The following is a 26118-nucleotide window of genomic DNA, read 5'->3' as shown; positions in this document are numbered from 1 at the left end:
TGAGAGCTTTGCCTTATTCCCTGCGGGTGCTATAGGGGCCCAACGCATTCAAGACGCATTTAAAAAGAGGCTTCATCCATGGCAAAAATCAAGGTTGCGAACCCAGTCGTTGAACTCGACGGCGACGAGATGACCCGCATCATCTGGCAGTTCATCAAGGACAAGCTGATCCATCCCTATCTCGACGTCGATCTGAAATATTACGATCTGTCGGTTGAAAACCGCGATGCGACCAATGACCAGGTCACCATCGATGCAGCAAACGCCATCAAGGAACACGGCGTCGGCGTAAAGTGCGCAACCATCACCCCCGATGAAGCGCGCGTTGAAGAATTCAAGCTCAAGAAGATGTGGAAGTCGCCAAACGGCACCATCCGCAACATTCTCGGCGGCGTGATCTTCCGCGAGCCGATCATCTGCAAGAACGTTCCGCGCCTCGTGCCGGGCTGGACCCAGCCGATCATTGTTGGCCGTCATGCATTCGGCGACCAGTACCGCGCGACCGATTTCAAGTTCCCGGGCAAGGGCACGCTTTCGATCAAGTTCGTCGGTGAAGACGGCGAAACCATCGAACACGAAGTCTATCAGGCTCCGGCGGCTGGCGTGGCAATGGCCATGTACAACCTCGACGGATCGATCCGCGAATTCGCACGCGCCTCGCTGAACTACGGCTTGCAGCGCAACTACCCGGTCTATCTCTCGACCAAGAACACCATTCTCAAGGCCTATGACGGTCGCTTCAAGGACATCTTCGAAGAAGTCTACCAGACCGAATTCGCCGAAAAGTTCAAGGAAGCGAAGATCTGGTACGAACATCGCCTTATCGACGACATGGTCGCTTCGGCGCTCAAATGGTCGGGCGGTTATGTCTGGGCTTGTAAGAACTACGACGGCGACGTTCAGTCGGATATCGTGGCTCAGGGTTTTGGCTCGCTCGGCCTGATGACCTCGGTTCTGATGACGCCGGATGGCAAGACCGTCGAAGCTGAAGCTGCACACGGCACCGTGACCCGTCACTATCGCCAGCATCAGAAGGGCGAGGAAACCTCGACCAACTCGATCGCTTCGATCTTCGCATGGACCCGTGGTCTCGCACATCGCGCCAAGCTCGACGACAATGCCGAGCTGAAGCGCTTTGCCGATACGCTGGAAAAGGTCTGCGTGGACACCGTGGAAAGCGGCTTCATGACGAAGGATCTGGCGCTGCTGATCGGTCCGGATCAGCCGTGGCTCTCCACCACCGGCTTCCTCGACAAGATCGACGAAAACCTCAAGAAGGCAATGGCTGCTTAATCAGCAGCAGCTTTCATAAGAATGCGAAACGGCGGGTTTTCCCGCCGTTTTCTTTTTGATTTGCTTCATATGGGAAAACGCGCATTCTGCATCCATCCATTCAAGGAGGATAAAATGGCTGACCTGACGCTTTTCACCAATCCCATGTCGCGTGGACGTATCGCCCGCTGGATGCTGGAGGAGACGGGCAAGCCCTACGACGTTCAAATTCTCGATTTTGGCCCTCCGATGAAAGGCCCTGAATTTTGTGCCGTCAACCCCATGGGCAAAGTGCCCGCATTGCGCCACGGCGAAGCTATCGTCACCGAAGCCGCAGCCGTCTGCGCTTATCTGGCTGTCACCTTTCCGGAAGCAGGACTTGCGCCCCATCCCGACGAGCGCGCCGATTTCTATCGCTGGATGTTTTTTGCCGCAGGGCCGCTGGAAGCGGCGCTATCAAATCGCTCCATGGGCTTTGAAGTGCCGCCAGAGCACGAGCGCATGATGGGCTATGGCAATTACGACAGCGTCGTCGCCACGCTGGAAAAGGCGGTATCGCGCCATCCCTATATTACCGGCAATCGCTTCACGGCAGCCGATGTCTATGTCGGTTCTCATATAGGCTGGGGCATGATGTTCGGAAGCTTGCCGCACCGCCCGGCATTTGATGCCTATTGGGAACGGCTGCAAGCCCGTCCTGCCGCAAAACGTGCAGCTGAACTGGATGACGCTGCCGTCAAGGCCGCGAGCTAAGGTGTCGACTTCAAGTCGGCTGCGCTTCAATTGAGAACGCGTTTTTGAAGGCTTGCGCGCCGGTGGGTGAAAAGGCGATCACCCGCCCCTCGGCGCGTCTGGCCCAACCACGCGCGATAAAATTCTTCAGAAGCGCCGCGCCAAGCGCACCACCCAGATGATTGCGCCGTTCGCTCCAGTCGAGACAATGGCGGCACACCGGTCTCTTGCCGTGTTCGAGTCCTGCCACGTCCACACCCAGGCAGGTGAAAAACGATTTGCCCTCATCCGTCAGCACGGGTTCTTCGGCATTATCGATGAGGCGAAGCCTGTGCGCGGCATCGAGCATCTCAACACCGCGCTCGCCCGCCAGATGATCGTAGCAGATGCGCGCCTTGCGCAATGCCTCCTCCTTCGGCCCCGTGCGCACGCGCACCGCTCCCGTTCGCTGGGCAAGGCCCATCAGCCCTTCCAGCACCTGCGCCACATCCGCGCCCGATAGGCGGAAATAACGGTGACGCCCCTGCTTTTCAGCAATCAACAGATTGGCCGCATCGAGCTTGGCCAGATGCCCGCTGGCAGTCTGCAAGGTGACGCCCGCCGCAGACGCCAGCTCGCTGACGGTCAAGGCGCGTCCATCCATCAGCGCCGTCAACATGTTTGCACGTGCCGGATCGCCGAGAAGAGCAGCGACGGATGCTATGATCGGTCCATCTTTCATACTTCGATGCTAACCGAACTATGCCTGCATTTCAACCGCTACAGTGTTTCCATCGAAAGCATACATATCAAGGAGACCCCGCATGATCACCTGTTTCATCCGCTACCAGATCGACCCGTTCAAAGCGGATGCTTTTGCCGAATATGCGCGCAATTGGGGCCAAGCCATTCCGCGTTGCGGCGCGCAACTGATCGGCTATTTCGGCCCGCATGAAGGCTCTGCTACCACGGCCTATGGCGTTTATTCGCTGGAAAACCTCGCCGCATATGAAGCCTATCGCGCGCGACTTGCCGCCGATCCGCTCGGACGCGAGAATTATGAATTTGCGCGCCGAGAGCAATTCATTCGATCTGAGGATCGCATGTTCCTCAAGCCGCAATCGGGACCTCATGCGGAGCTGGTAAAACCATGATCGCGGTGATCTTTGAAGTCTGGCCCGCCGATGATGAGCGGCGCGGACAATATCTCGATATAGCGGCGGGCCTACGGGACGATCTCAGCCGCATCGATGGATTCATCTCAATCGAGCGTTTCCAGAGCCTCGTGGAGCCGGACAAGCTGCTGTCGCTCTCATTTTGGCGCGATGAAGACGCCGTCCGCGCATGGCGCAACCTGCCCTCGCATCGCATTGCACAGGCACAGGGTCGTGGCGGTGTCTTTGAAAACTACCGCTTGCGGGTCGCCAGCGTGGTTCGCGACTACGGTCTTGATGAACGGGCCGAAGCGCCCGATGACAGCCGCAAAGCACACGCCGCTTAAAATGATAAGGCCGGGTTTCCCCGGCCTCAGGCTGCTGACAAACCCGCCGATATTTTTCGGCGGGTTTTGTTTTTGAGAGGGGCGCGTTTTGTGACTGCATTAGTAAGGAGTTGCAAGCGGCTGCAGCCGCTCATACGCTGGCTGCCTTTGGGGTCTTTGTCAGGACCATGGCGATCTTCTTGATGTTCTGTGCGGCGGCTTGCAGCAGGCATTGGCAGGCGACGCGGACAAGGCCTCGAAAGCGGGCGTAGCGGTGGCCGTGCAGCTGCTTGGCGTCGGCAAAGGAGCATTCCACCGTTTCCTTGCGCCGCTTGTAGATCGCTTTTCCCCAAGCTGTGAGCCGGTGGGCGTCAGTGCGTTCGCGGGCGTCCTGCCAGACATGGCGGGTGATGGTACGGATGGACTTGGCGTTGGCCGTGCAGGATGCGAGCAGCGGGCAGGTCCGGCAGATGGCCGGATCAGATACATAATGCTTGTAACCGTTGCGGTCGGTCGTGGCATAGGGGAGCAATTGGCCCTCAGGGCAGCGATAGCCATCGGCATCCGCTTCGAATGCGAACTTCGACTTGCGCATCATGCCGTCCCTGGGCGGCGTTGGAGTGCGGTAGCTGGTAACGCCAAGGATATGGCGATCTTCCAAACCCCGGGCAATGGCCGCTGTCGCATAGCCAGCATCCAGCCCGACCGCGCCAACCTCGAAGTCAAAGCGCCGGCGTTGCCGATCCAGACGGTCGAGATAGACGCGACTGTCATGCACATTGGCCGGCGTGACGTGGATATCGGTGATGATGGCCAGCTTTCCATCCACCGTGCGGTGGTCGAGATAGTAGAAGCCCTTCGGCTTGCCGTCGCGCACCATATAGCCGCTTTCCGGATCGGTGCGGCTGACCTTGGTTTCCTTCACCTCCCGCTCACGCGGCTTGTCCCTCATCGGCTTCTGGCCGTGCAGTGCCCGTTCCGCATCAATGGCCCGATCAAGATCAGCCCAATAGTCGGCCCGGGATCTGGCGATCATCTCAAGGTCGTATTTGCCCTTGTTGGCATTGGCTTTCAGATGTGTGCTGTCGGTATAAAGCACTGTCCCATCGACCAGTCCGTGCCGGATCGCCTGTTCGACGATATGGTCGAAAATGTCCTGGGCGACCGAGGTGTCGTTAAAGCGCCGCCGCCGGTTCTGGCTCAGTGTCGAGGCGTCGAACACCGCATCGCTCAGCTTCAGGCGCAGGAACCAGCGATAGGCGACATTGACCTCGATCTCGCGCACCCGCTGACGCTCCGAGCGCACGCCGAACAGGTAGTCAATGAACAGCGCCTTGAACATCAAGGTCGGATCGAGCGGAGGACGGCCGTTGTCGGGGCAATAAAGCCCGGCAACCCGGTCATGGATGAAAGAGAAGTCGATCACCGCATCGATCTTGCGAAGCAGATGATCTTTCGGGACCAGTTGATCGAGCGTCACCATCTCGAGCGCGGTCTGTTCTGCGGCTGGTTTCTTCAACATGACCCAGAGAATCACACCCCCCGGCATAGCCAGGGGTTTGTCAGCAGGCTGAGGCCGGGTTTCCCCGGCCTTATTGCTATTAAATCAGGCGATCAGCGCCTTGACCGCTGCAATCGCAGCATCCGCCTTGTCGCCATCCGGCCCGCCGGCCTGCGCCATGTCCGGGCGGCCGCCGCCACCGGCGCCGCCAAGTGCTGCCGAAGCAGCGCGCACCAGATCCACGGCACTGAAACGACCGACCAGATCTTCCGTCACGGCAGCAACGGCACTGGCCTTGCCATCTTCCCCGACGCCGATGAACAGCACCACGCCGGAACCAACCTGCTTCTTGCCTTCGTCGGCCAATGGCTTCCAGATCGCGCGGCGATACACCAGTCACAACCTTGCCGAGGAAGTTGACGCCATTCACAGCTTCAACCGCGCTGCCGCCCTCCGATGAACCGCCGCCGAGCGCGAGCTTCTTGCGTGCATCCGACAATTCGCGCTCAAGCTTCTTGCGCTCGTCCATCAGGGCGTTGACGCGTTCAAGCGCTTCGGCAGGCGTGGTCTTCAGCGCGCTGGCGATTGCTTTCACGCGTTCGTCCTGCTCTTCGAGATAAAGGCGCGCAGCCTCGCCCGTCAGCGCTTCCATACGACGAACACCGGCTGCAACCGCACCTTCCGAAACGATGCGGACCAGACCGATATCGCCTGTCTGGCGCACATGCGTGCCGCCGCAAAGTTCGACCGAATAGGACTTGCCAGCCTTCGGACCATGCTTGGCCATGCCCATCGACACGACGCGCACTTCATCACCATATTTTTCACCGAACAGCGCCATCGCGCCCTCAGCAATTGCATCGTCCACAGCCATCAGGCGGGTGGAAACCGGCGCGTTCTGGAGAATGATCTCATTGGCCATGTTTTCAACCTTGGCCAGCTCCTCAGCCGAAATCGGCTTCGGATGCGAGAAGTCAAAGCGCAGGCGATCAGGCGCAACGAGCGAACCCTTCTGCGCCACATGGCTGCCCAGCGTTTCGCGCAGCGCTTCATGCAGAAGATGGGTTGCCGAGTGATTAGAGCGAATGCGCGTGCGACGATCCGAATCGACCTTCAATTCGACGGCTTCGCCGGTTTTCGCAGTGCCCTTGGTCACTTCGCCGATATGAACGAAGACGCCTTCGCCCTTTTTCTGCGTGTCCTTGATGGTAATGACAAAACCTTCGCCGGAAATCGTTCCGGTATCGCCCTGCTGGCCGCCGGATTCACCATAGAACGGCGTCTGGTTGACCACGACCGATACGGTCTCGCCTTCGGACGCCGACTGCACTTCCGAGCCGTCGCGCACCAGGGCGGCGATAACGCCCTCAGCGCTTTCGGTTTCATAACCCAGGAACTCTGTCGCGCCGACCTTGTCCTTGATACCGAACCAGATCGTTTCGGTTGCGGCTTCGCCCGAACCGGCCCAATTGGCGCGCGCTTCTGCCTTCTGGCGTTCCATGGCAGTGGAGAAGCCGTCGGTATCGACAGTAATACCACGCTGGCGCAGTGCATCCTGTGTCAGATCGAGCGGAAAGCCATAAGTGTCGTAAAGCTTGAAAGCCGTTTCACCGTCGAGGCGGTCGCCTTCGACCAGCTTTTCGGAGGCGTCGGACAAGAGGCCGAGACCGCGTTCCAGTGTCTTGCGGAAACGGGTTTCTTCCAGCTTCAATGTTTCGGAAATAAGCGCTTCGGCGCGGATCAGTTCCGGATAGGCCTGACCCATTTCCCGAATGAGCGCAGGCAGCAGACGCCACATCAACGGTTCCTTGGCACCCAGAAGCTGGGCATGACGCATGGCGCGGCGCATGATGCGGCGCAGCACGTAGCCGCGACCTTCATTCGACGGCAAAACGCCATCGGCAATCAGGAAGCTCGAAGCGCGCAGATGGTCAGCAATAACGCGATGGCTGGCACGGAAATCCCCCTCAGCCTTGACGCCTGTCGCTTCTTCCGATGCGCGGATCAGCGCCTTGAACAGGTCGATGTCGTAATTGTCATGCACGCCCTGTAGCACGGCGGCTACGCGTTCCAGACCCATGCCGGTATCGATCGAAGGACGCGGCAAATCGATGCGCTGCTCGGGCGTCACCTGCTCGAACTGCATGAAAACGAGATTCCAGATTTCGATGAAACGGTCGCCGTCTTCGTCTGGCGATCCGGGAGGTCCACCCCAGATATGATCGCCGTGATCAAAGAAGATTTCCGAGCAAGGGCCACACGGGCCGGTATCGCCCATCGCCCAGAAATTGTCGCTGGTGGCAATACGGATGATACGGTCATCGCTCAGGCCGGCGATCTTCTTCCAGTAATTCGCCGCATCCTCATCCGTATGATAGACGGTGACGAGGAGCTTGTCCTTCGGCAGACCGAATTCCTTGGTGATCAGGTTCCAGGCGAAGCTGATAGCGTCTTCCTTGAAATAATCGCCGAACGAGAAATTGCCCAGCATTTCAAAGAAAGTGTGGTGACGCGCAGTGTAGCCGACATTGTCGAGATCGTTATGCTTGCCGCCGGCGCGCACGCATTTCTGCGAGGTGGTTGCGCGATTATAGGCGCGATGTTCCAGCCCGGTAAAAACGTTCTTGAACTGCACCATGCCCGCATTGGTGAACATGAGCGTCGGATCGTTGCGCGGCACGAGCGGACTCGACGGAACGATTTCATGTCCGTTCTTGCGGAAGTAATCGAGGAATGTGGACCTAATCTCGTTGACGCCAGCCATAATTCACCCTTGGGCTTTTCCTGCCCTGCATTGATGCAGCCTGTTAACAGGCAGCATCGATTGTCTTTTGCACCTGCAAACCGCATTAAATAACGGAAACCGCAGGCATTACTCCCTCCCCGCGTTACAAAGACGTGAAGTGGAGTTCTTCGGTTGACCGCTTTTAACGATGTGCTGCTTTTCTGTCCAGATAAGCAGCGTGCGCCATAAAGGCAAATTCAGCACCTGAAACCAGCTTTTGCCGGTGCGGTTGAATCCCTATCAAGCTGCGACTGAAAAAAGTGAAGCCCTGCGCAACAGCACAGGGCCTCCAACTTTCAAGCGGAACTTGAGGTTCGAACCGAACCAACAGCGGAGATTACATCTCCGCAGCGTCGGACCCGCTATCTTCTTCCGGGCCGCCATCTTCAAGGAACTGTTCCGCGATCAAACCGGCATTCTGGCGAAGCGTCGTTTCGATTTCGCGCGCTACTTCAGGATTCTCCTTGAGGTAAAGCTTCGCGTTTTCACGGCCCTGACCGAGACGCTGCGAATTATAGGAGAACCAAGCGCCGGACTTTTCGACCACACCGGCTTTCACGCCAAGATCGACCAGTTCGCCCGTCTTGGAAACACCGGCGCCATACATGATGTCGAACTCAACCTGCTTGAAGGGAGGAGCAAGCTTGTTCTTCACAACCTTCACGCGGGTCTGGTTGCCGACAACCTCATCGCGCTCCTTGATGGAACCGATGCGACGGATATCGAGACGAACCGAAGCGTAGAACTTCAGTGCATTACCGCCGGTAGTCGTTTCAGGCGAACCGAACATGACGCCGATCTTCATACGGATCTGGTTGATGAAGATGACCATGCAATTCGAACGCGAGATCGAAGCGGTGAGCTTGCGCAGCGCCTGGCTCATCAGACGGGCCTGGAGACCGGGGAGCGAATCGCCCATCTCGCCTTCGATTTCCGCACGCGGCGTCAGCGCTGCAACGGAGTCCACGACGAGAACATCAATGGCACCGGAACGCACGAGCGTGTCGGTAATTTCAAGCGCCTGCTCGCCGGTGTCCGGCTGCGAGATCAGCAGGTTTTCCAAATCCACGCCAAGCTTACGTGCATAGACAGGGTCGAGCGCATGTTCAGCGTCAACGAATGCGCAGATGCCGCCCTTCTTCTGCGCTTCAGCAATGGTGTGTAGCGCGAGCGTGGTCTTACCGGAGCTTTCCGGCCCGTAAATTTCGACGATGCGGCCCTTGGGCAAGCCGCCTACACCCAGCGCGATGTCCAGAGAGAGCGAGCCGGTCGATACGGTTTCGATCTCGACCACCTTGTCGTTCTGACCCAGGCGCATGATCGAGCCTTTGCCGAACGCTCTTTCGATCTGTGACAGCGCCGCATCAAGTGCCTTAGTCTTGTCCACTGAATTATCCTCAACAAGTCGCAATGAATTCTGAGACATCTTACACCATCCTCTTGTCCCGCTAGAAGCCCGGCAGGCTCATCGCCAATATCTATTTGTATCTGTTTTGTTCTCGTTTGGCAATAAGGCTAACAGTCTGAAATAAAACAATATTACTATTTTGTTCCATTATTGTTCTCTATAATTAGAGAGACGTAAAATAAAAAGCCTATCCACGCTTTAAGCAGCTCCGCCACTTTCGGCGGAGCAACGATTCGGCCCGAACATAGAAAAACGCAGCCCTCTCGCGAGGAACTGCGTTCGTTAGATGGGACCACAGCGGCCCGATTCTGTCTGCCCAAGGGTTAGCTTGCGCCCCGCAGCGGTGAAATTTGAATTTCAACGCGACGGTTCTGAGCACGACCTTCAGGCGTCGCATTGGTCGCGACCGGCTGGCTTGCGCCATAACCGATGATCGCAAAGCGGCGTGGGTCGATGCCCTGCGAACCGAGATAGCTTGCCACCGATCCGGCACGACGCTGCGACAAATCCTGATTATGGCTGGCGCTACCCGTCGAGTCGGTGTGACCCAGGACGTCAACCAGGGTCTGGTTGAACTTGCGCAGCACGATGGCCACCGAGTTCAGCGTCGGATAGAACTGGCTCTTCACCTGATCCTGATCCGTATCGAAGGTGATGCTCGACGGCATGTTCAGGATGATCTGATCGCCGTTACGCGTCACGGATACGCCGGTGCCCTGAAGCTGCGCGCGCAGCTCATTTTCCTGGCGATCCATATAGTTGCCGATAGCGCCGCCACCGAGCGCGCCAATACCTGCGCCGATCAGCACGGCGTTGCGCTGTGCACGGCTGGAACCGCCAACCATGAGGCCACCCAAAGCGCCGACGGCAGCGCCGATAGCAGCACCGCCCGCCGTGTTCGACATCTTCTGTTCGCCCGTATAAGGGTCAGTGGTGCAGCCCGCCAGCAAGGTGGCTCCAATCAGGCCGATACCGATTTTTTTCAACATGCAAAGGTCATCCTCAATTTGCGATTCCGCGCGCATGATAGTTGCGATTAAGGCCGGACGGTGTTCCAAATTTCGTATTTGAATCCCCCGTCCTCACCTTTTAGCTAATCCCGCCACAGGAACGCAACTGTGCCGCATAACGATTGGCCATGGCCTGGGCCCTCTTCGCGCCATTGAGCGCCGTCGCATTCCCACGCCAGGCCCCACGCGCATAGCCGCCATGGCCGCTGTAATAAGCCAGATAGAGGCTATACGCATCCGCGCGGTTGATGCCGTTCTTCTGATAGCTTTGATAGTGATACCAGCCGATGAAATGGATAGCGTCGGCAAAATTGGTGCGCGAAGCGGTCCAGCGCCCAGTCTCCCGCTTGTAGCGATCCCAGGTCCCGTCGAGCGCTTGCGAATAGCCATAGGCGCTGGATGCGCGCTTCCATGGAATGATCCAGAGAATCTTCGTGCGGGGCGGTCGTGCATAGGGCTGGAAGCCCGATTCCGTATAGATCGTCGCCATCAAAACCGGAACCGGCACGCCGAATTCACGCGAAACGCGCGTGGCGGCACTCTGCCAATTGTTAAACCAACCGTCACGCTGATCGAAGACTGCGCATACATTGCTGACCTGCCGCGGGGCGGTCGCACAGCCTCCAAGGATCACGAGCGCTACGAGACACAAAACGCGCATCATGGGAAACCTCGTCAAATTATAAAGATTGATAAAATGTAAAAGTAAACGTCCTATTAACCGGACTGCGCGGCGGGAACGGCCAGAACACTCAACATCATCGGAATGATGTTGAGTGGTTGCCTTATAACCGTGATTCCTCTCGCCTTGGCGATCGGCTATATGAAGTTCGACCCGAAGATCATGCCCTATTTGGGTATCTGGGCTGTCAACAATCTCGTCTTCGTCGCTTTTGCGGAAGAAGTGCTGGTTCGCGGCATGATACAGGGGCGCATGCTTGCCTAGCTATCGCGGCTGGCACCCGGCCTTTGCGATTACGATCACGGCAATCCTGTTCGGCATGCTGCACTATTGCATTGAGCCACAAGCGGGCAGTTCTTATCGGTTCCTGCCCTGACGCTCCTGGCGCAGACGTGCCCAGTAGTCGAGCCGCTTGCGGATATCGCGCTCAAAGCCGCGCTCCGGCGGGTCGTAAAACTTCTGCCGTCCCAGACTTTCGGGGAAATAATCCTGACCCGAAAAAGCATCGGGCTGATCGTGGTCATAGGCGTAACCGTCGCCATAGCCTTCGTTCTTCATCAGCTTGGTGGGAGCGTTCAGAATATGCTTTGGCGGCACCAGCGAACCATGTTCCTTGGCTGCCCGCATCGCGGCTTTATAAGCCACGTAGACAGCATTCGACTTTGGTGCGGTTGCCAGATAAACGCAGGCCTGCGCCAGCGCCAGTTCACCTTCCGGCGAACCCAGATAGTCATAGGCATCCTTGGCGGCGTTGCAGATGACGAGCGCTTGCGGATCGGCCAGCCCGATATCTTCAACCGCCATACGCACGAGGCGCCGCCCGAGATAAAGCGGGTCTTCCCCTGCATCGAACATGCGCGACAAATAATAAAGCGCCGCGTCGGGATCAGACCCGCGCACCGATTTATGCAGCGCCGAGATCAGATTGTAATGCCCGTCCTGGCTCTTATCGTAAACCGGCGCACGACGCTGCACCACATCCTGAAGTTTTTCTACCGTAAAGACCTCGTCTGGCCTTGCGGCACGCCAGATTTCCTCGGCCAGCGTCAATGCAGCACGGCCATCCCCGTCGGCCATACGGATAAGGCTCGCCCTCGCCTCCTCATCCAGCGGCAGCGGACGGCCTTCCTGCTCTTCGGCGCGGATCAGCAGCGTTGCAATACTCTCCGCGTCGTGCGGATGAAAGGTCAACACCCGTGCGCGCGACAAAAGAGCGGCGTTAAGTTCGAATGATGGATTTTCGGTGGTCGCACCAATCAGGATGACGGTGCCGTCTTCCATCACCGGCAGAAAGGAATCCTGCTGCGCACGATTGAAGCGATGAATTTCGTCGACAAACAGCAAGGTCTGCCGCCCCGACATCCGCCGCGCGCGGGCCGTCTCAAAAACTTTCTTGAGATCGGCAACACCGGAAAAGATTGCAGAAATCTGCTCGAAGGCAAGATCGGTTTCGCCTGCAAGCAGTCTGGCTACCGTTGTCTTGCCTGTACCGGGCGGCCCCCAGAAAATCATCGAACCGAGCGAGCCGGATGCGATCATGCGCGTCAACACGCCTTCCGGCCCGGTCAGATGTTCCTGACCGGTGACCTCAGACAGATGCTTCGGACGCAGACGGTCGGCCAGCGGACGATTACGGTCCGCATTCGGGTCTGACGCCGATGAAAATAGATCGCTCATTCGATGACTCTGTCGAAAAATAAATGCCGCTTCAGTGTCTGAATCAAAAAGCGGCAGGCCGTGGCGAAAATCGTGATTTCGAGAACCGGAGCGCAGCGTACATTAGGGTACGTGAGCACCGGAAGCGCAGAAATTGCCATTTACAGTCCGGTATGGCGACTTTTGGATCAGACACGAAGGCATAAGCTTACCTGAAGCGGCATGCAACTTTCTGTAGCCGGTTTATCGAACGAACTGGCGCAGGAGCGTGCCGTTGCGTTCGATTTCCATACGCCATGCCAGACCGCGGCCCGCATTCAGGACCGAAGAAAGATCGGTTACGCTGCGGATCACATTGCCATTCAGGTTGCGAATGATATCGCCGGGGCGTAAGCCCAGGCGTGCGGCTGGCGAGCCGGAGTAGACATCCATCACCGCCACGCCGTTTGCATCGCGCTTCAGGCGCAATTTTGCGGCGGTGGACGGCGTCAGCTCCTGCACAGCGGCACCGGCAAAAGGGTTATCACCCTCAATAACCAGAGGCGCGGTTTGCTTCACCTCGGGTGCTTTGGTCAGCTTGACCGGAAGGGTCAGATTTTCGCCACCACGCAGGATCGCAATGGAAACCGTGCTATTGATCCCGGCGGTCGAAAGACGATAGCCGAGCACATCCTGATTATCGATGCGCGTACCCTGCACGGAAAGTACCACATCGCCAACCTTCAAGCCTGCGGCTTCAGCCGGTCCGCCTTTGGCAACCGCCGTAATCAGGGCGCCATAAGGCTTCTCCATGCCGAGGCCTTCGGCTATATCCGCCGTCACGCCCTGAAAGGTCGCACCGATATAAGGGCGTTCGAAGCTGGTGCTGCCGCTTTGCGCGGCCTGAATCACAGCGCGCACCATATTGGACGGAATGGCGAAGCCAATGCCGATAGAACCACCGGAACGCGAATAGATCGCCGTATTGATCCCGATCAGCCGCCCGCGCATATCCACCAGAGCACCGCCGGAATTGCCGGGATTGATCGCTGCGTCTGTCTGGATAAAGAAATCGAAATCGGAAATACCGACCTGCGTGCGCGATTGCGCCGAGACAATTCCGCTCGTCACGGTCTGACCGACGCCAAACGGGTTGCCGACAGCAAGCACAAGGTCGCCCACTTCCACTTCGTCGGAATTACCCAACGACAGGACCGGGAATTTCTCCTTGGATTCGATTTTCAAGACGGCCAGATCAGTGGTTTCATCGCGCAGCAGAAGCTTGCTTTCGAATTCGCGGCCATCGGACAGTGCGACCTTGATTTCGTCCGCGTCCTTGATGACGTGATTATTGGTCACGACGATTCCCGACGCGTCGACAATAACGCCGGAGCCGAGCGACTGCTGGATGCGGGGCTTGGTGTCGCGAAACTGCCTGCCGAAGAACTGCTCAAAGAAGGGATCGCCCGCAAATGGCGACTGCGCCTGAGCCTGCACCTGTCGCGCAGCGTAGACATTGACAACGGCGGGTGTGGTTTCCTTGACCAAAGGGGCGAAGGAAAGCTGCATATCAGCCCGGTTGAGCGGTATCTGCTTTGCCGGTGCTGGCGCATCCTGCGCTATGGCTGGCAGGCCTGCCATGCCAATCGATGCCAGAATGATGCCCGTGATTCCGAAACGTCGCCAATTCATGCACAAACTCCGCGCTTTCCCAGCCTTCCCGTTCAACTCCCAATGGAGGAATACGGGACTCGTTGTCCATATGTAATGAAGTGAGGCCAAGGATAAAGGGCCACATTGTGACCACATGCAAAAAGCCGGTGCAATTTTCCGTCACATCAACGTGTGGCTGCATATGCAAGCAGCAGCGCAAATAAAAAGGGCCGCACAAGGCGGCCCTTTTTAAATCTTTATCAGCGTGAATTACGCTGCGTCGGCTTCAGCAGCAGCTTGAGCTTCGACGCGGGCACGGTCAGCCTTGCCCTTTGCATCGACATCGCGTTCCACGAATTCAACAACGGCCAGAGGCGCGTTGTCGCCAGCGCGGAAGCCAGCCTTCATGATGCGGATGTAGCCGCCGTTGCGGGTTGCATAGCGCGTAGCCAGCGTATCGAACAGCTTAGCCACGACCTTAACGTCGCGGATAGCCGAGATAGCCTGACGGCGTGCATGCAGATCGCCGCGCTTGCCGAGCGTGACAAGCTTTTCAACGATTGGACGGATTTCCTTGGCTTTCGGAAGCGTGGTCACAATCTGTTCGTGCTCGATGAGCGAAGCCGCCATGTTGGCGAACATTGCCTTGCGATGCGAGGCAGTGCGGTTCAGCTTACGCTGTCCATTACCGTGGCGCATGGCCTTCTCCTTTAATTCGTAACGTACCGGGATATGCCGGTCTTATTTTCGATTAACGCATTGTCCGACGCGAAACCGCTTCGCACTTTCGCTGGAAATGCTTAGTATTGGTCTTCGTAGCGCTTTGCGAGATCTTCGATATTTTCAGGCGGCCAGGACGGGATTTCCATACCAAGATGGAGCCCCATCGACGCGAGAACTTCCTTGATCTCGTTGAGCGACTTGCGGCCGAAATTCGGAGTCCGCAGCATCTCGGCTTCCGTCTTCTGGATCAGATCGCCGATGTAGACGATGTTGTCGTTCTTCAGGCAGTTTGCCGAACGGACAGACAGCTCGAGCTCGTCCACCTTCTTGAGCAGAGCCGGGTTGAAAGCGAGTTCCGCAACCTGTTCCTGCGGAGCTTCCTTCTGAGGCTCTTCGAAGTTGACGAAGATCGCCAGCTGGTCCTGGAGAATACGAGCAGCATAAGCCACTGCGTCTTCACCCGTGACCGAACCGTTGGTCTCGATGTTCAGCGTCAGCTTGTCATAATCGAGAACCTGGCCTTCACGGGTGTTCTCGATCTTGTACGACACCTTGCGAACCGGGGAATACAGGCTGTCGACCGGGATAAGCCCAATCGGAGCATCTTCCGCACGGTTGCGGTCGGCAGGCACATAGCCCTTGCCGGTGTTGACAGTGAATTCCATGCGGATTTCAGCGCCTTCGTCCAGCGTGCAGATGACGTGATCCGGGTTGAGGATCTCGACATCGCCGACAGTCTGAATGTCGCCAGCCGTAACGACGCCTGGGCCTTCCTTGCGGACGACCATGCGCTTCGGGCCCTCGCCTTCCATACGGATGGCGATTTCCTTGACGTTCAGAACGATATCCGTAACGTCTTCGCGGACGCCCGGAATAGAAGAGAATTCATGCAGAACGCCGTCGATCTGTACGGCGGTCACGGCAGCGCCGCGCAGCGACGACAGAAGCACGCGACGCAGAGCATTGCCGAGCGTCAGACCGAAACCGCGTTCCAGCGGTTCAGCAACGACGGTTGCATGCGTGCGGGAGCCGTGGGTGATAAATTCCACCTTGTTCGGCTTGATCAGTTCCTGCCAGTTCTTCTGGATCATGTAAGTATCCCTCTATCAATCGTCGCTACCATCCTATCGTAGCGATCAAGTGTAGAAACCGCAGAGGAACCCTGGATTTCTCCAGGGTTCGTGCGGCATGTGAACGAGGATTAGACCCGGCGCTTCTTGCGCGGACGGCAACCGTTGTGCGGGATCGGCGTAACATCGCGGATCGACGTGATCACAAAGCCGGCAGCCTGAAGGGCGCGCAGCGCGGATTCACGGCCAGAACCCGGTCCGCAAACCTCGACTTCGAGGGAGCGCATGCCGTGTTCCTGAGCCTTCTTGGCGCAATCTTCGGCAGCGATCTGTGCGGCAAACGGGGTCGACTTACGCGAACCCTTGAAACCCTGAGCACCTGCGGAAGACCAGGCAATCGCATTGCCCTGAGCGTCCGTGATGGTGATCATGGTGTTGTTGAACGTCGAATTTACGTGGGCAACGCCCGACGAGATGTTTTTACGCTCGCGACGGCGAACGCGCGTGGCTTCCTTGGCCATGATAGTCCTTTCAATCGATCTCTACACCGCCGTAATTCCAGCGGCTACACCGGTCCTCACGAAAGGACCAGTATCAAACCCAACCGGCGCACCGGAAAGGCCCGACGGAACGAATACGTTCCGTCGAAATTACTTCTTCTTGCCTGCGATAGCCTTCGCCGGACCCTTACGGGTGCGTGCGTTGGTATGCGTGCGCTGGCCGCGAACCGGCAGCGAACGACGATGACGCAGGCCGCGGTAGCAACCCAGGTCCATCAGGCGCTTGATGTTCATCGAAACTTCACGACGCAGGTCACCTTCGACCTGGTAGTCAGCATCGATTGCTTCGCGGATCTGAAGGACTTCAGCATCCGTCAGCTGGTTAACGCGACGTTCGTCGGCAATGCCAACCTTCGTTACGATTTCCCGAGCAAATTTCGGTCCAATCCCGTGGATGTACTGAAGCGCAATAACAACGCGCTTGTTCGTCGGGATGTTGACGCCAGCGATACGTGCCACGTCTGTTCTCCTTAATGTTAATCACTTCCGCCTGAAAGACTAATCCCCCAGACAGCATAAAATGACCGGTATCGGCCTCTTTTCGATTTCCGCCGCTACCTGCCATTCAAAACCAAATGAAGTGGCGCAGTCTTTGACGGAATCGCCCGAAAAAGTCAACTCTTAAACGTTCGTAAAGCCGTTAAACCGGCCTTACAGACAATCGAATCGACTTCTGGAAGCAATAAACGGGCAGAAAACGCTAACCGCTTTTCTGCCCGTGTTTGAATCTGCGCATCGTGCTTTCCAAAAAACGATCCCGATTTTTTGGGCCGATGCGTTCGTCCAAGCCTTCACGCCGGAACGAGAATTCTCTCGATTTCGGCAGTCACTTCTTCAACCGGCGCCATGCCGTTGAGGACACGCAGTTCACCGGTTCCGGCGTAATAGCTCGAAAGCGGCGCGGTCTTTTCGCGATACTCGATCAGACGCTTGCGGAAAGCTTCCGGATTGTCGTCCGAACGCACCTGACCGCCCTTGGCGATCGTTTCGGCCACGCGGCTCTCCATCCGCTTGACCAGGGCATTCTCATCAACCTTCAACTCGATGACTGCATCGAGCTTCAGGCCTTTGTTTGCGAGCATTCCGCCGAGAGCTTCAGCTTGCGGAACCGTACGCGGGTAGCCGTCGAGAATGAAACCGTTCGCGCAATCCGGAGCGTCGATGCGCTCCGACACGATCTGGTTGACGATCTCGTCGGAAACCAGCTGACCGGCATCCATGACCGCCTTGGCGCGCTTTCCGACTTCGCTCTGCTGAGCGACTGCCGAACGCAGCATATCGCCAGTCGAAAGCTGCGGAATTCCATGCTTCTTGGTAAGAAGTCCAGCCTGCGTCCCCTTACCTGCTCCGGGCGGCCCAAGAAGTATCAGTCTCATTTATTGCGTTTCCCACCTCTGAGTTTGGACTTCTTGATCAGCCCTTCATACTGATGGGCGATAAGATGTCCCTGAACTTGCGCAACCGTATCGAGCGTAACGCTCACGACAATTAGCAGCGATGTACCGCCAAGATAGAACGGCACGCCGGTCGCGGAAATCAGGAATTCCGGCAGAAGACAGACAAGCATAATATAGATGGCGCCGACAACCGTGATGCGGGTCAACACATAGTCTATATATTCGGCAGTCCGCTCACCGGGGCGAATGCCCGGGATGAAGCCGGAATGCTTCTTGAGCTGGTCAGCCGTGTCCTTGGGATTGAACACGATGGCCGTGTAGAAGAAGCAGAAGAACGCCATCAAGCCAGCGTAGAACAGCATGTAAAGCGGCTGTCCATGGCCCAATGCGTTGAGAACCGTGGTAGCCCAGGCAGGCATTTCCGTCGTGTTGGCAAAGCCAGCAACGGTCGCGGGCAGAAGCAACAGCGACGATGCGAAGATCGGCGGAATGACGCCTGCAGTATTGAGCTTCAGCGGCAGATGCGACGTGTCGCCCTGGAACATACGGTTGCCAACCTGACGCTTCGGATACTGGATCAGAAGACGGCGCTGAGCGCGCTCGACGAACACGATGACCGCAATCAAGGCGATTGCGAGCACGATGACGCCCAGAATGAGGCCCGTCGACAGAGCGCCGGTACGGCCCAGTTCCAGCGTGCCGGAAATGGCATGCGGAAGGTTCGCGACGATACCGGAGAAGATGATGAGCGAGATACCGTTGCCGATACCGCGTGCCGTGATCTGCTCACCGAGCCACATCAGGAACATGGTGCCGCCAACGAGCGTAATCACCGATGAAACGATGAAGAACGGCCCCGGATTCATGACAATGCCGTTACCCGACTGCAAGCCCACCGAAATGGCATAGGCCTGCACAAGCGCCAGAAGCACGGTGCCGTAACGCGTATACTGATTGATGATCTTGCGACCCGCCTCGCCTTCCTTCTTCAGCGCTTCAAGCGACGGAACAACCGACGTCATGAGCTGCACGATGATGGAAGCCGAGATGTAAGGCATGATGCCGAGCGCGAAAATGGCCATACGACCAACGGCGCCACCGGCGAACATGTTGAAAAGTCCGAGTACACCCTGACTATGCTGCTGGAAAGCCTGCGCAAGAGCGTCAGGATTGATTCCCGGAAGCGGAATATAGGTGCCGAACCGATATACGAGCAAAGCGCCCAGTGTGAACCAGATGCGCTTCTTGAGTTCATCAGCTTTCGAGAAAGCCGAGAAATTGAGATTGGAAACTAGCTGTTCAGCAGCCGATGCCATTAAATTTCTCCGGTGAAAAGTCTCCGGTCCCCTACTCCCATCGACACGCGTTTAATCAACCCGCGTCCTTCCGGACAAGAAGACCCAACCCAGATATGCGCATTGGCATAAATGTGCAAGCGGCGGCCCAGTTTTTATCGCAGTTCCAAATGGAAAAATGCACTGCATCTTTCCCGGAATTGCCCTGGGCCGCCGCTTATAATTTTGATGCAGAAGCCTTATTCGGCAGCTGCTACTTCAGGAAGCTTAATGCTACCGCCAGCCTTTTCGATCTTCTCGACTGCCGACTTGGAAGCGCCAGCAACCTCAAAGGTTACCTTTGCCTTCAGTTCGCCATCCGAAAGAATGCGAACGCCGTCCTTGGCGCGACGAATCACACCAGCAGCCTTCAGCGCTTCGAGGTTCACAACAGCCTTGGCGTCCAGCTTGCCGGCGTCGATAGCGGCCTGAACACGGCCGAGCGACACAACGTTGAAGCTCTTTGCAAAGATGTTGGTGAAGCCGCGCTTCGGCAGACGACGGTAGATTGGCATCTGGCCGCCTTCGAAGCCATTGATCGCGACGCCCGAACGGGACTTCTGACCCTTGACGCCGCGGCCAGCGGTTTTACCTGTGCCCGAGCCGATACCACGGCCAACGCGCTTGCGCGCCTTGACGGAACCTGGCTTGTCACGCAGATCGTTGAGTTTCATGTCTCTATCCCCTGCGTTATCAGGCCTCGTCCACGATGCGGACGAGATGCTGAACCTTGGCGATCATGCCACGAACCGAAGGAGTATCCTCCAGCGTGCGGCGGCGGTGCATTTTATTAAGTCCGAGGCCGATCAGCGTTGCACGCTGTTCGGCTGGACGACGGATAGGGCTTCCGATCTGTTCGACCGTAACCGTCTTACCCTTCTTCTCAGCCATCACTCAAATCCTTTGTCTATGGCGTATCCGGTGGCCTGTTTCAGTGTCGAATGCAAATTCTTGCAGAAACTGTCAGACCCCGGACTAACACAAACTATCGGCTATTCTTCCGAACCGACCACATCATGGCGGCGAGCCTGAAGGGTCGAGTACTTGATGCCGCGCTGTGCCGCGATATCCTTCGGATGCATCTGATGCTTGAGAGCATCAAACGTCGCGCGAACCATGTTGTATGGGTTCGACGAACCGAGCGACTTGGCGACAACGTCCTGAACGCCGAGCGTTTCGAACACTGCACGCATCGGACCACCGGCGATGATACCCTTACCGGCAGGAGCTGCACGGAGCAGAACCTTGCCAGCACCGTGACGGCCTTCGACGTCATGATGCAGAGTACGACCCGAACGCAGCGGAACGAAGATCATGTCGCGCTTGGCAGCTTCGGTAGCCTTACGGATAGCTTCCGGCACTTCACGTGCCTTGCCATGACCGAAGCCTACGCGGCCCTTCTGATCGCCAACGACGACGAGAGCAGCAAAACCGAAGCGACGGCCGCCCTTGACGACCTTGGCTACGCGATTGATGTGAACGAGCTTGTCAACGAACTCGCTGTCGCGCTCCTCGCGACCGCGGTCTTCGCGGTTACGTTCTCTCTGTGCCATATCCTGATTTCCTTTTTTCTTTTCCGGAAGCACAAACTTCTATTAGAAGCTGAGGCCGCTTTCGCGGGCAGCTTCGGCGAGAGCCTTCACGCGGCCGTGGAAAATAAATGCACCACGGTCGAACACTACGTCCTTAACGCCAGCCTTGACGGCGCGCTCAGCAACCAGCTTGCCAACGGCAGCTGCTGCTGCCTGGTCTGCGCCGGTCTTGAGCTTGCCCTTGAGGTCGCCATCGAGGGTCGAAGCGGCCGCAAGCGTAACGCCGCGGACGTCGTCGATGATCTGGGCGTAGATGTTCTTCGAAGAGCGGTGTACGCTGAGGCGTGGTCGGCCGTTGGCGGCAGACTTGAGCTGACGGCGCACGCGAGCAGCGCGACGCTGCAAAGTTTCTTTTGGCGATGCCATGACGCGCTTCCCTTACTTCTTCTTGCCTTCTTTGCGGACGATCTTCTCGCCAGCATACTTGACGCCCTTGCCCTTGTAAGGCTCGGGGCCGCGATATTCGCGGATCTCAGCCGCGACCTGACCGACCTGCTGCTTGTCGATACCGGTGACGACGATTTCCGTCGGCTTCGGCACGGCAACAGTGATGCCAGCAGGCACGTCATAGACCACTTCATGGCTGAAGCCGAGAGAAAGCTGCAGGTTCTTGCCCTGCATGGCAGCGCGGTAACCGACGCCGCTGATTTCGAGCTTCTTCTCGAAGCCGTCCTTCACGCCAACAAAAATGTTGGAGATCATCGTGCGGGACATGCCCCACTTCGAACGAGCTTCCTTCGACTGGTCGCGCGGATCGACGCTGATAGCGCCGTCTTCCATCTTGACCAGAACTTCATCGTGCACGACGAAGGAGAGTTCACCCTTCGCGCCCTTGGCCTTGACGATCTGCCCATCAACACTGGCGGTCACGCCTGCCGGGACCGGCACGGGTTTTTTACCGATACGAGACATTTTAATACCTGTCTTTTATCTGTTCGCTGTCAACCGCATCAGAAGATGCGGCAGAGCAGCTCACCACCAACGTTTTGTTCACGGGCTTCATGATCCGCCATTACGCCCTTCGGCGTGGAGAGGATCGAGATGCCGAGGCCGTTTGCAACCTGCGGGATCGACTTGACCGACACATAAACGCGACGGCCAGGCTTCGATACGCGGCTGATCTCACGGATAACCGGAACACCTTCATAATACTTCAGCTCGATTTCGATCTCGGCCTTGCCGTTCACGAATTCGCTCTGCGAGTATCCGCGGATGTAACCTTCAGACTGAAGAACATCGAGAACGCGAGCGCGCAGCTTCGAAGCCGGGGTCGTAACCTTGGTCTTCTTGCGGCCTACTGCGTTGCGGATACGGGTCAGCATATCGCCGAGAGGATCTGACACAGACATATGCTACTCCTTACCAGCTCGACTTGACGACGCCCGGAATCTGTCCGAGCGAACCCAACTGACGCAGCGCAATACGCGACATCTTCAGTTTACGGTAATAACCACGCGGACGGCCCGATACTTCGCAACGATTGCGAATACGAACCTTCGACGAATTGCGCGGCAGTTCGGCAAGCCGGATAGTGGCGCGGAAGCGCTCCTCCAGCGGAAGGCCCTGATCCATTACGATCGCCTTCAGACGTGCACGCTTTTCAGCATGACGCTTAACCAACTTTTCGCGGCGCTTGTTTTTTTCGACTGCGCTAGTCTTGGCCATGTTATCTATACCTCGCTACGCTTGCCGTTACTGCCGAAACGGGAAGTTGAATGCACGCAGAAGAGAGCGCGCTTCATCATCCGTCTTGGCGGTCGTGCAAACGATGATGTCCATGCCCCAGATCTGATCAACCTTATCGTAGTTGATTTCGGGGAACACGATGTGCTCCTTGATGCCCATGGCGTAGTTGCCACGTCCGTCGAAGCTCTTCGGGTTCAGGCCGCGGAAGTCGCGAACGCGAGGAAGAGCGATCGTCACCAGACGATCAAGGAATTCATACATGCGGTCCTGGCGAAGGGTAACCTTCGTGCCAATCGGCATGCCTTCACGCAACTTGAAGGTTGCGATCGAGTTACGGGCGCGTGTGATGACGGCCTTCTGGCCGGCAATCTGGCTGAGGTCTTCAGCGGCAACCGAAGGCTTCTTCAGATCGCCGGTGGCTTCGCCAACGCCCATATTGAGGACAACCTTCGTGATGCGTGGAATCTGCATCTCGTTGTCGTATTTGAACTCTTCAAGGAGCGCTTTACGGATATTATCCTGATAAAGCTTCTTGAAGCGTGGAAGTGCCTTAGCTTCAGCCATCGATCAGCGCTCCAGAACGTTTTGCGACACGAACCTTCTTGCCGTCCTCAACGCGGAAACCGACGCGGGTCGGCTTGCCATCCTTGGGATCAGCAATTGCCAGGTTGGACAGGTGGATCGGCGCTTCCTTGGAGATAATGCCGGCTTCCTGGGTCTGGGTCTGGCGCTGATGACGCTTCACAATATTAATGCCACGAACGAGCGCCTGCTCGTCCTTAGGCATAACCTTAAGAACCTCGCCCTTACGGCCCTTGTCCTTACCGGACAGCACGACAACGCTGTCGCCTTTGCGAGATCTTTTGCATCGTTGTGCTTCCTTACAGAACTTCCGGAGCCAGCGAGATGATCTTCATGTGGTTCTTTGCGCGAAGTTCGCGCGGAACCGGTCCGAAGATACGCGTGCCGATAGGCTCTTTCTTGTTATCGATGAGAACAGCTGCGTTGTTATCAAAACGAATTACGCTGCCGTCCGGACGACGGATGTCCTTGGCGGTGCGTACAACAACCGCCTTCATCACGTCACCCTTCTTGACGCGGCCGCGCGGAATAGCTTCCTTGATCGACACCACAATGATGTCGCCAACGGAAGCATAACGCCGCTTCGAGCCGCCCAGCACCTTGATGCACATGACACGACGTGCGCCGGAGTTATCCGCCACGTCGAGGTTTGTTTGCATCTGAATCATGACTGGCCGCCTTCTTTTCCTTCAGCTGGTTAAGGGCTCCTGCCCTACCTAAGCTGCGTGTTTGTAATTTAGCCCGCTGCTTCGTTCGTCAGAACGACCCAGCGTTTGTCCTTCGAGATCGGAGCCGATTCCTGAATGGAAACGGAATCACCAACCTTGAACTGGTTGTTTTCGTCATGCGCCTTGTACTTCTTCGACTGACGCACGGTCTTCTGGAGGAGCGGATGCGAATAGCGACGCTCAACCTTAACCACAACAGTCTTGTCGTTCTTATCGCTGACGACAACGCCCTGCAGAACGCGTTTAGGCATGATATTTTTTCCTTATGCCTTGCTTTCGGCCGCCTTCTGGCGGGCAATAGTCTTAATACGCGCGATGTCGCGGCGAACCTGCTTCACGCGCGCGGTCTTTTCGAGCTGGCCGGTAGCCTTCTGAAAGCGCAGATTGAACTGTTCTTTCTTCAGTGCGGCCAACTCGTCGTTCATCTGATCGGTGCTTTTCGCCCGAACGTCTGCGGCTTTCATCGTTGCCTCTCCTTATTCAGCAATGCGCTGGATAAAGCGCGTCTTGATCGGCAACTTTGCTGCGCCGAGTCTGAGGGCTTCGCGTGCCACATCTTCGGGTACGCCGTCAAGCTCAAACATCACGCGACCTGGTGCCACACGGCATGCCCAGAAGTCAACCGAACCCTTACCTTTACCCATACGGACTTCGGTAGGCTTCGAAGTTACCGGCAGGTCAGGGAAGATGCGGATCCACACGCGACCGGCACGTTTCATGTGACGGGTGATCGCGCGGCGAGCCGCTTCGATCTGACGTGCGGTGACGCGTTCCGGCTCGAGAGCCTTCAGACCGAAAGCACCGAAATTCAGATCCGTGCCGCCTTTCGAGTTGCCGTGGATACGGCCCTTGAACTGCTTGCGGAACTTGGTGCGCTTAGGCTGCATCATTGTTCTCTACTCCAAATTTCTCGCCCGCGGCCCGCTTTTTAAGCGTTTTCGCGGCGGCGGTTCGACGAGGAACCCTGATTGTCACCCTCGACCGCACGACGTTCGGAAGCCATCGGATCGTGTTCAAGGATCTCGCCCTTGAAGACCCAGACCTTCACGCCGCAGATACCATAAGCGGTCTTCGCTTCTGCTGTGCCGTAGTCAATATCGGCGCGCAGAGTATGAAGCGGAACGCGACCTTCACGGTACCATTCCATGCGAGCGATTTCCGCACCACCCAGACGACCCGAGCAGTTGATACGGATACCTTCGGCTCCAAGACGCATTGCCGACTGAACGGCACGCTTCATGGCGCGACGGAATGCCACACGGCGTTCGAGCTGCTGAGCGATCGACTGAGCGATCAGCGTAGCGTCGATTTCCGGCTTGCGAACTTCAACGATGTTGAGCGAAGTATCGGCATTGGTCATCTCGGAAAGCTTCTTGCGGAGCTTTTCGATGTCTGCACCCTTCTTGCCGATGATGATGCCCGGACGAGCCGAGTGGATCGTCACGCGGCACTTCTTGTGCGGACGCTCAATTACGATCTTCGAAATCGCAGCCTGCTTGAGTTCCTCGGTGAGGAACTCGCGGATCTTCACATCTTCATGCAGCAGCTTGCCGTACTCACCGGTATTTGCGTACCAACGCGAATCCCAGGTGCGGTTGATGCCGAGACGAAGACCGATCGGATTAATCTTCTGACCCATTATGCGGCCTCCCCTTTTTCCGCGACTTCGCGGACAACAATGGTGAGATGCGAAAACGGCTTCTCGATACGGCTCGCGCGGCCACGGCCACGGACGTGGAAGCGCTTCATGACGATCGACTTGCCCACATAGGCTTCGGCGACGATCAAAGCATCGACGTCGAGGTCGTGATTATTTTCAGCGTTTGCAATCGCCGACTCTAGCGTCTTCTTAACCGTATCGGCGATCCGCTTGCGCGAGAACGTCAGATCGGCAAGTGCCGCATTCACTTTCTTGCCGCGAATCATGCTCGCGACAAGGTTAAGCTTCTGCGGGCTGACGCGGAGCGTACGGGCGACGGCTTTCGCCTCGTTATCCTTAAGCTGGCGGGGAGCCTTGGCCTTGCCCATCGTTACTTCCTCTTTGCCTTCTTGTCCGCGCCGTGACCGTAGTAGGTACGCGTAGGCGCGAATTCACCGAACTTGTGTCCGACCATTTCTTCCGAAATCGACACCGGCACATGCTTGTTGCCGTTGTAGACGCCGAAAGTCAGACCGACAAACTGCGGCAGGATGGTGGAGCGGCGGCTCCACATCTTGATAACTTCGTTACGACCGCCTTCGCGTACCTTCTCAGCCTTGTTGAGAAGATAGCCGTCGACAAACGGACCTTTCCAAACTGAACGAGCCAC

General features: G+C 57.1%; 33 protein-coding genes and 2 pseudogenes. 5 read left to right on the top strand and 30 right to left on the bottom strand.

What is annotated here, in order from left to right; all coding sequences use genetic code 11:
* Positions 1 to 78 precede the first annotated feature (78 nt).
* Together QLQ11_RS02280 and QLQ11_RS02275 are read left to right on the top strand one after the other, a co-directional pair.
* A complete protein-coding gene (locus tag QLQ11_RS02280) occupies positions 79 to 1293 on the top strand; it encodes an NADP-dependent isocitrate dehydrogenase (protein WP_371835899.1) in 1215 nt (404 codons plus the stop codon).
* Positions 1294 to 1407: 114 nt separating this feature from the next.
* A complete protein-coding gene (locus tag QLQ11_RS02275) occupies positions 1408 to 2025 on the top strand; it encodes a glutathione S-transferase family protein (RefSeq protein ID WP_283735905.1) in 618 nt (205 codons plus the stop codon).
* Between the two features lie 10 nt (positions 2026 to 2035).
* On the opposite strand, the gene QLQ11_RS02270 is transcribed toward QLQ11_RS02275, so the two are convergent.
* Positions 2036 to 2725, bottom strand: a complete 690-nt coding sequence (locus QLQ11_RS02270) for a helix-turn-helix transcriptional regulator (RefSeq protein ID WP_109369206.1) — start codon at positions 2723 to 2725, stop codon at positions 2036 to 2038.
* An 82-nt stretch (positions 2726 to 2807) separates the two neighbouring features.
* On the opposite strand from QLQ11_RS02270, the gene QLQ11_RS02265 reads away from it, so the two are divergent.
* Both QLQ11_RS02265 and QLQ11_RS02260 read left to right on the top strand, forming a co-directional pair.
* The gene (locus tag QLQ11_RS02265; protein ID WP_109369207.1) at positions 2808 to 3137 is read left to right on the top strand and encodes an NIPSNAP family protein; all 330 of its coding nucleotides are present in this window, start codon (positions 2808 to 2810) and stop codon (positions 3135 to 3137) included.
* The gene (locus QLQ11_RS02260) at positions 3134 to 3484 is read left to right on the top strand and encodes an antibiotic biosynthesis monooxygenase (RefSeq protein WP_109369208.1); all 351 of its coding nucleotides are present in this window, start codon (positions 3134 to 3136) and stop codon (positions 3482 to 3484) included. The genes QLQ11_RS02265 and QLQ11_RS02260 overlap by 4 nt, the downstream gene beginning before the upstream one ends.
* Before the next feature lie 130 nt (positions 3485 to 3614).
* Here the strand turns inward: QLQ11_RS02260 and QLQ11_RS02255 are convergent, their stop codons facing one another.
* The 5 genes and pseudogenes from QLQ11_RS02255 to QLQ11_RS02235 form a co-directional block, all read right to left on the bottom strand.
* Complete coding sequence (locus QLQ11_RS02255) at positions 3615 to 4985, bottom strand: IS1182 family transposase (RefSeq protein ID WP_109370250.1); 1371 nt, start codon at positions 4983 to 4985, stop codon at positions 3615 to 3617.
* 84 nt (positions 4986 to 5069) lie between these two features.
* Positions 5070 to 7728: pseudogene (gene alaS / locus QLQ11_RS02250) on the bottom strand (alanine--tRNA ligase).
* A gap of 358 nt (positions 7729 to 8086) precedes the next feature.
* Positions 8087 to 9175 carry a recombinase RecA gene (gene recA / locus QLQ11_RS02245; RefSeq protein ID WP_109369210.1) on the bottom strand — a complete coding sequence of 363 codons (1089 nt, stop codon included), beginning with the start codon at positions 9173 to 9175 and terminating at the stop codon, positions 8087 to 8089.
* A gap of 305 nt (positions 9176 to 9480) precedes the next feature.
* Positions 9481 to 10146, bottom strand: coding sequence for an OmpA family protein (locus QLQ11_RS02240; RefSeq protein WP_109370251.1), 666 nt, complete (start codon positions 10144 to 10146; stop codon positions 9481 to 9483).
* Between the two features lie 100 nt (positions 10147 to 10246).
* Positions 10247 to 10831: a transglycosylase SLT domain-containing protein gene (locus tag QLQ11_RS02235; protein ID WP_121536272.1), complete on the bottom strand. Its 585-nt coding sequence runs from the start codon at positions 10829 to 10831 to the stop codon at positions 10247 to 10249.
* 159 nt (positions 10832 to 10990) lie between these two features.
* Here QLQ11_RS02235 and QLQ11_RS02230 point away from each other — a divergent pair, with 159 nt between their 5' ends.
* Positions 10991 to 11113 carry a hypothetical protein gene (locus QLQ11_RS02230; RefSeq protein WP_283735906.1) on the top strand — a complete coding sequence of 41 codons (123 nt, stop codon included), beginning with the start codon at positions 10991 to 10993 and terminating at the stop codon, positions 11111 to 11113.
* A gap of 93 nt (positions 11114 to 11206) precedes the next feature.
* On the opposite strand, the gene QLQ11_RS02225 is transcribed toward QLQ11_RS02230, so the two are convergent.
* The 24 genes and pseudogenes from QLQ11_RS02225 to rpsS form a co-directional block, all read right to left on the bottom strand.
* A complete protein-coding gene (locus QLQ11_RS02225) occupies positions 11207 to 12526 on the bottom strand; it encodes a replication-associated recombination protein A (protein ID WP_283735907.1) in 1320 nt (439 codons plus the stop codon).
* Between the two features lie 222 nt (positions 12527 to 12748).
* The gene (locus tag QLQ11_RS02220) at positions 12749 to 14176 is read right to left on the bottom strand and encodes a DegQ family serine endoprotease (RefSeq protein WP_371835898.1); all 1428 of its coding nucleotides are present in this window, start codon (positions 14174 to 14176) and stop codon (positions 12749 to 12751) included.
* A 231-nt stretch (positions 14177 to 14407) separates the two neighbouring features.
* A complete protein-coding gene (gene rplQ, locus QLQ11_RS02215; RefSeq protein WP_109369214.1) occupies positions 14408 to 14836 on the bottom strand; it encodes a 50S ribosomal protein L17 in 429 nt (142 codons plus the stop codon).
* Positions 14837 to 14937: 101 nt separating this feature from the next.
* Positions 14938 to 15951, bottom strand: a complete 1014-nt coding sequence (locus QLQ11_RS02210) for a DNA-directed RNA polymerase subunit alpha (protein ID WP_109369215.1) — start codon at positions 15949 to 15951, stop codon at positions 14938 to 14940.
* Positions 15952 to 16061: 110 nt separating this feature from the next.
* On the bottom strand, positions 16062 to 16451 hold the full coding sequence (gene rpsK, locus QLQ11_RS02205; protein ID WP_002964339.1) for a 30S ribosomal protein S11: 390 nt from the start codon (positions 16449 to 16451) through the stop codon (positions 16062 to 16064).
* A 129-nt stretch (positions 16452 to 16580) separates the two neighbouring features.
* Complete coding sequence (gene rpsM / locus QLQ11_RS02200) at positions 16581 to 16949, bottom strand: 30S ribosomal protein S13 (RefSeq protein ID WP_109369216.1); 369 nt, start codon at positions 16947 to 16949, stop codon at positions 16581 to 16583.
* A 332-nt stretch (positions 16950 to 17281) separates the two neighbouring features.
* On the bottom strand, positions 17282 to 17866 hold the full coding sequence (locus tag QLQ11_RS02195) for an adenylate kinase (RefSeq protein WP_109369217.1): 585 nt from the start codon (positions 17864 to 17866) through the stop codon (positions 17282 to 17284).
* Entirely contained in the window at positions 17863 to 19203 is a 1341-nt protein-coding gene (secY, locus tag QLQ11_RS02190) for a preprotein translocase subunit SecY (protein WP_109369218.1), read from the bottom strand. Before secY ends, QLQ11_RS02195 begins: the two co-directional genes overlap by 4 nt.
* Before the next feature lie 218 nt (positions 19204 to 19421).
* Entirely contained in the window at positions 19422 to 19895 is a 474-nt protein-coding gene (gene rplO / locus QLQ11_RS02185) for a 50S ribosomal protein L15 (protein WP_283735908.1), read from the bottom strand.
* Positions 19896 to 19914: 19 nt separating this feature from the next.
* Positions 19915 to 20112: a 50S ribosomal protein L30 gene (gene rpmD / locus QLQ11_RS02180; RefSeq protein ID WP_078340784.1), complete on the bottom strand. Its 198-nt coding sequence runs from the start codon at positions 20110 to 20112 to the stop codon at positions 19915 to 19917.
* 101 nt (positions 20113 to 20213) lie between these two features.
* Positions 20214 to 20774 carry a 30S ribosomal protein S5 gene (gene rpsE, locus QLQ11_RS02175; protein ID WP_006467009.1) on the bottom strand — a complete coding sequence of 187 codons (561 nt, stop codon included), beginning with the start codon at positions 20772 to 20774 and terminating at the stop codon, positions 20214 to 20216.
* Positions 20775 to 20816: 42 nt separating this feature from the next.
* The gene (gene rplR / locus QLQ11_RS02170; RefSeq protein WP_078340783.1) at positions 20817 to 21179 is read right to left on the bottom strand and encodes a 50S ribosomal protein L18; all 363 of its coding nucleotides are present in this window, start codon (positions 21177 to 21179) and stop codon (positions 20817 to 20819) included.
* A gap of 12 nt (positions 21180 to 21191) precedes the next feature.
* Positions 21192 to 21725 (bottom strand): 50S ribosomal protein L6, encoded by a 534-nt coding sequence (gene rplF / locus QLQ11_RS02165; RefSeq protein WP_109369220.1) that lies wholly within the window; start codon positions 21723 to 21725, stop codon positions 21192 to 21194.
* A 38-nt stretch (positions 21726 to 21763) separates the two neighbouring features.
* Positions 21764 to 22162 (bottom strand): 30S ribosomal protein S8, encoded by a 399-nt coding sequence (gene rpsH / locus QLQ11_RS02160; protein ID WP_078340781.1) that lies wholly within the window; start codon positions 22160 to 22162, stop codon positions 21764 to 21766.
* A 10-nt stretch (positions 22163 to 22172) separates the two neighbouring features.
* Positions 22173 to 22478: a 30S ribosomal protein S14 gene (gene rpsN / locus QLQ11_RS02155; protein ID WP_109369221.1), complete on the bottom strand. Its 306-nt coding sequence runs from the start codon at positions 22476 to 22478 to the stop codon at positions 22173 to 22175.
* Positions 22479 to 22505: 27 nt separating this feature from the next.
* The gene (rplE, locus tag QLQ11_RS02150; RefSeq protein WP_371835897.1) at positions 22506 to 23063 is read right to left on the bottom strand and encodes a 50S ribosomal protein L5; all 558 of its coding nucleotides are present in this window, start codon (positions 23061 to 23063) and stop codon (positions 22506 to 22508) included.
* Positions 23056 to 23364: pseudogene (rplX, locus tag QLQ11_RS02145) on the bottom strand (50S ribosomal protein L24); the annotation flags it as partial. The gene rplE and the pseudogene rplX, both read right to left, overlap by 8 nt.
* 16 nt (positions 23365 to 23380) lie before the next feature.
* The gene (rplN, locus tag QLQ11_RS02140) at positions 23381 to 23749 is read right to left on the bottom strand and encodes a 50S ribosomal protein L14 (RefSeq protein WP_004683923.1); all 369 of its coding nucleotides are present in this window, start codon (positions 23747 to 23749) and stop codon (positions 23381 to 23383) included.
* A 68-nt stretch (positions 23750 to 23817) separates the two neighbouring features.
* Positions 23818 to 24060, bottom strand: a complete 243-nt coding sequence (gene rpsQ / locus QLQ11_RS02135; protein WP_109369223.1) for a 30S ribosomal protein S17 — start codon at positions 24058 to 24060, stop codon at positions 23818 to 23820.
* A 12-nt stretch (positions 24061 to 24072) separates the two neighbouring features.
* Positions 24073 to 24273 carry a 50S ribosomal protein L29 gene (gene rpmC / locus QLQ11_RS02130; RefSeq protein WP_078340776.1) on the bottom strand — a complete coding sequence of 67 codons (201 nt, stop codon included), beginning with the start codon at positions 24271 to 24273 and terminating at the stop codon, positions 24073 to 24075.
* Between the two features lie 12 nt (positions 24274 to 24285).
* Positions 24286 to 24699, bottom strand: coding sequence for a 50S ribosomal protein L16 (gene rplP / locus QLQ11_RS02125; protein WP_109369224.1), 414 nt, complete (start codon positions 24697 to 24699; stop codon positions 24286 to 24288).
* Positions 24700 to 24737: 38 nt separating this feature from the next.
* The gene (rpsC, locus tag QLQ11_RS02120; protein WP_006467024.1) at positions 24738 to 25448 is read right to left on the bottom strand and encodes a 30S ribosomal protein S3; all 711 of its coding nucleotides are present in this window, start codon (positions 25446 to 25448) and stop codon (positions 24738 to 24740) included.
* Positions 25448 to 25837, bottom strand: a complete 390-nt coding sequence (gene rplV / locus QLQ11_RS02115; RefSeq protein WP_109369225.1) for a 50S ribosomal protein L22 — start codon at positions 25835 to 25837, stop codon at positions 25448 to 25450. Before rplV ends, rpsC begins: the two co-directional genes overlap by 1 nt.
* A 2-nt stretch (positions 25838 to 25839) precedes the next feature.
* Positions 25840 to 26118, bottom strand: a complete 279-nt coding sequence (gene rpsS / locus QLQ11_RS02110) for a 30S ribosomal protein S19 (RefSeq protein WP_109369226.1) — start codon at positions 26116 to 26118, stop codon at positions 25840 to 25842.

This window comes from Ochrobactrum sp. SSR, from assembly GCF_030067775.1.
GTDB lineage: Bacteria > Pseudomonadota > Alphaproteobacteria > Rhizobiales > Rhizobiaceae > Brucella > Brucella teleogrylli.
Note: the sequence above shows the minus strand (reverse complement) of the source record. Positions and strands in the feature narration are given on the sequence as shown.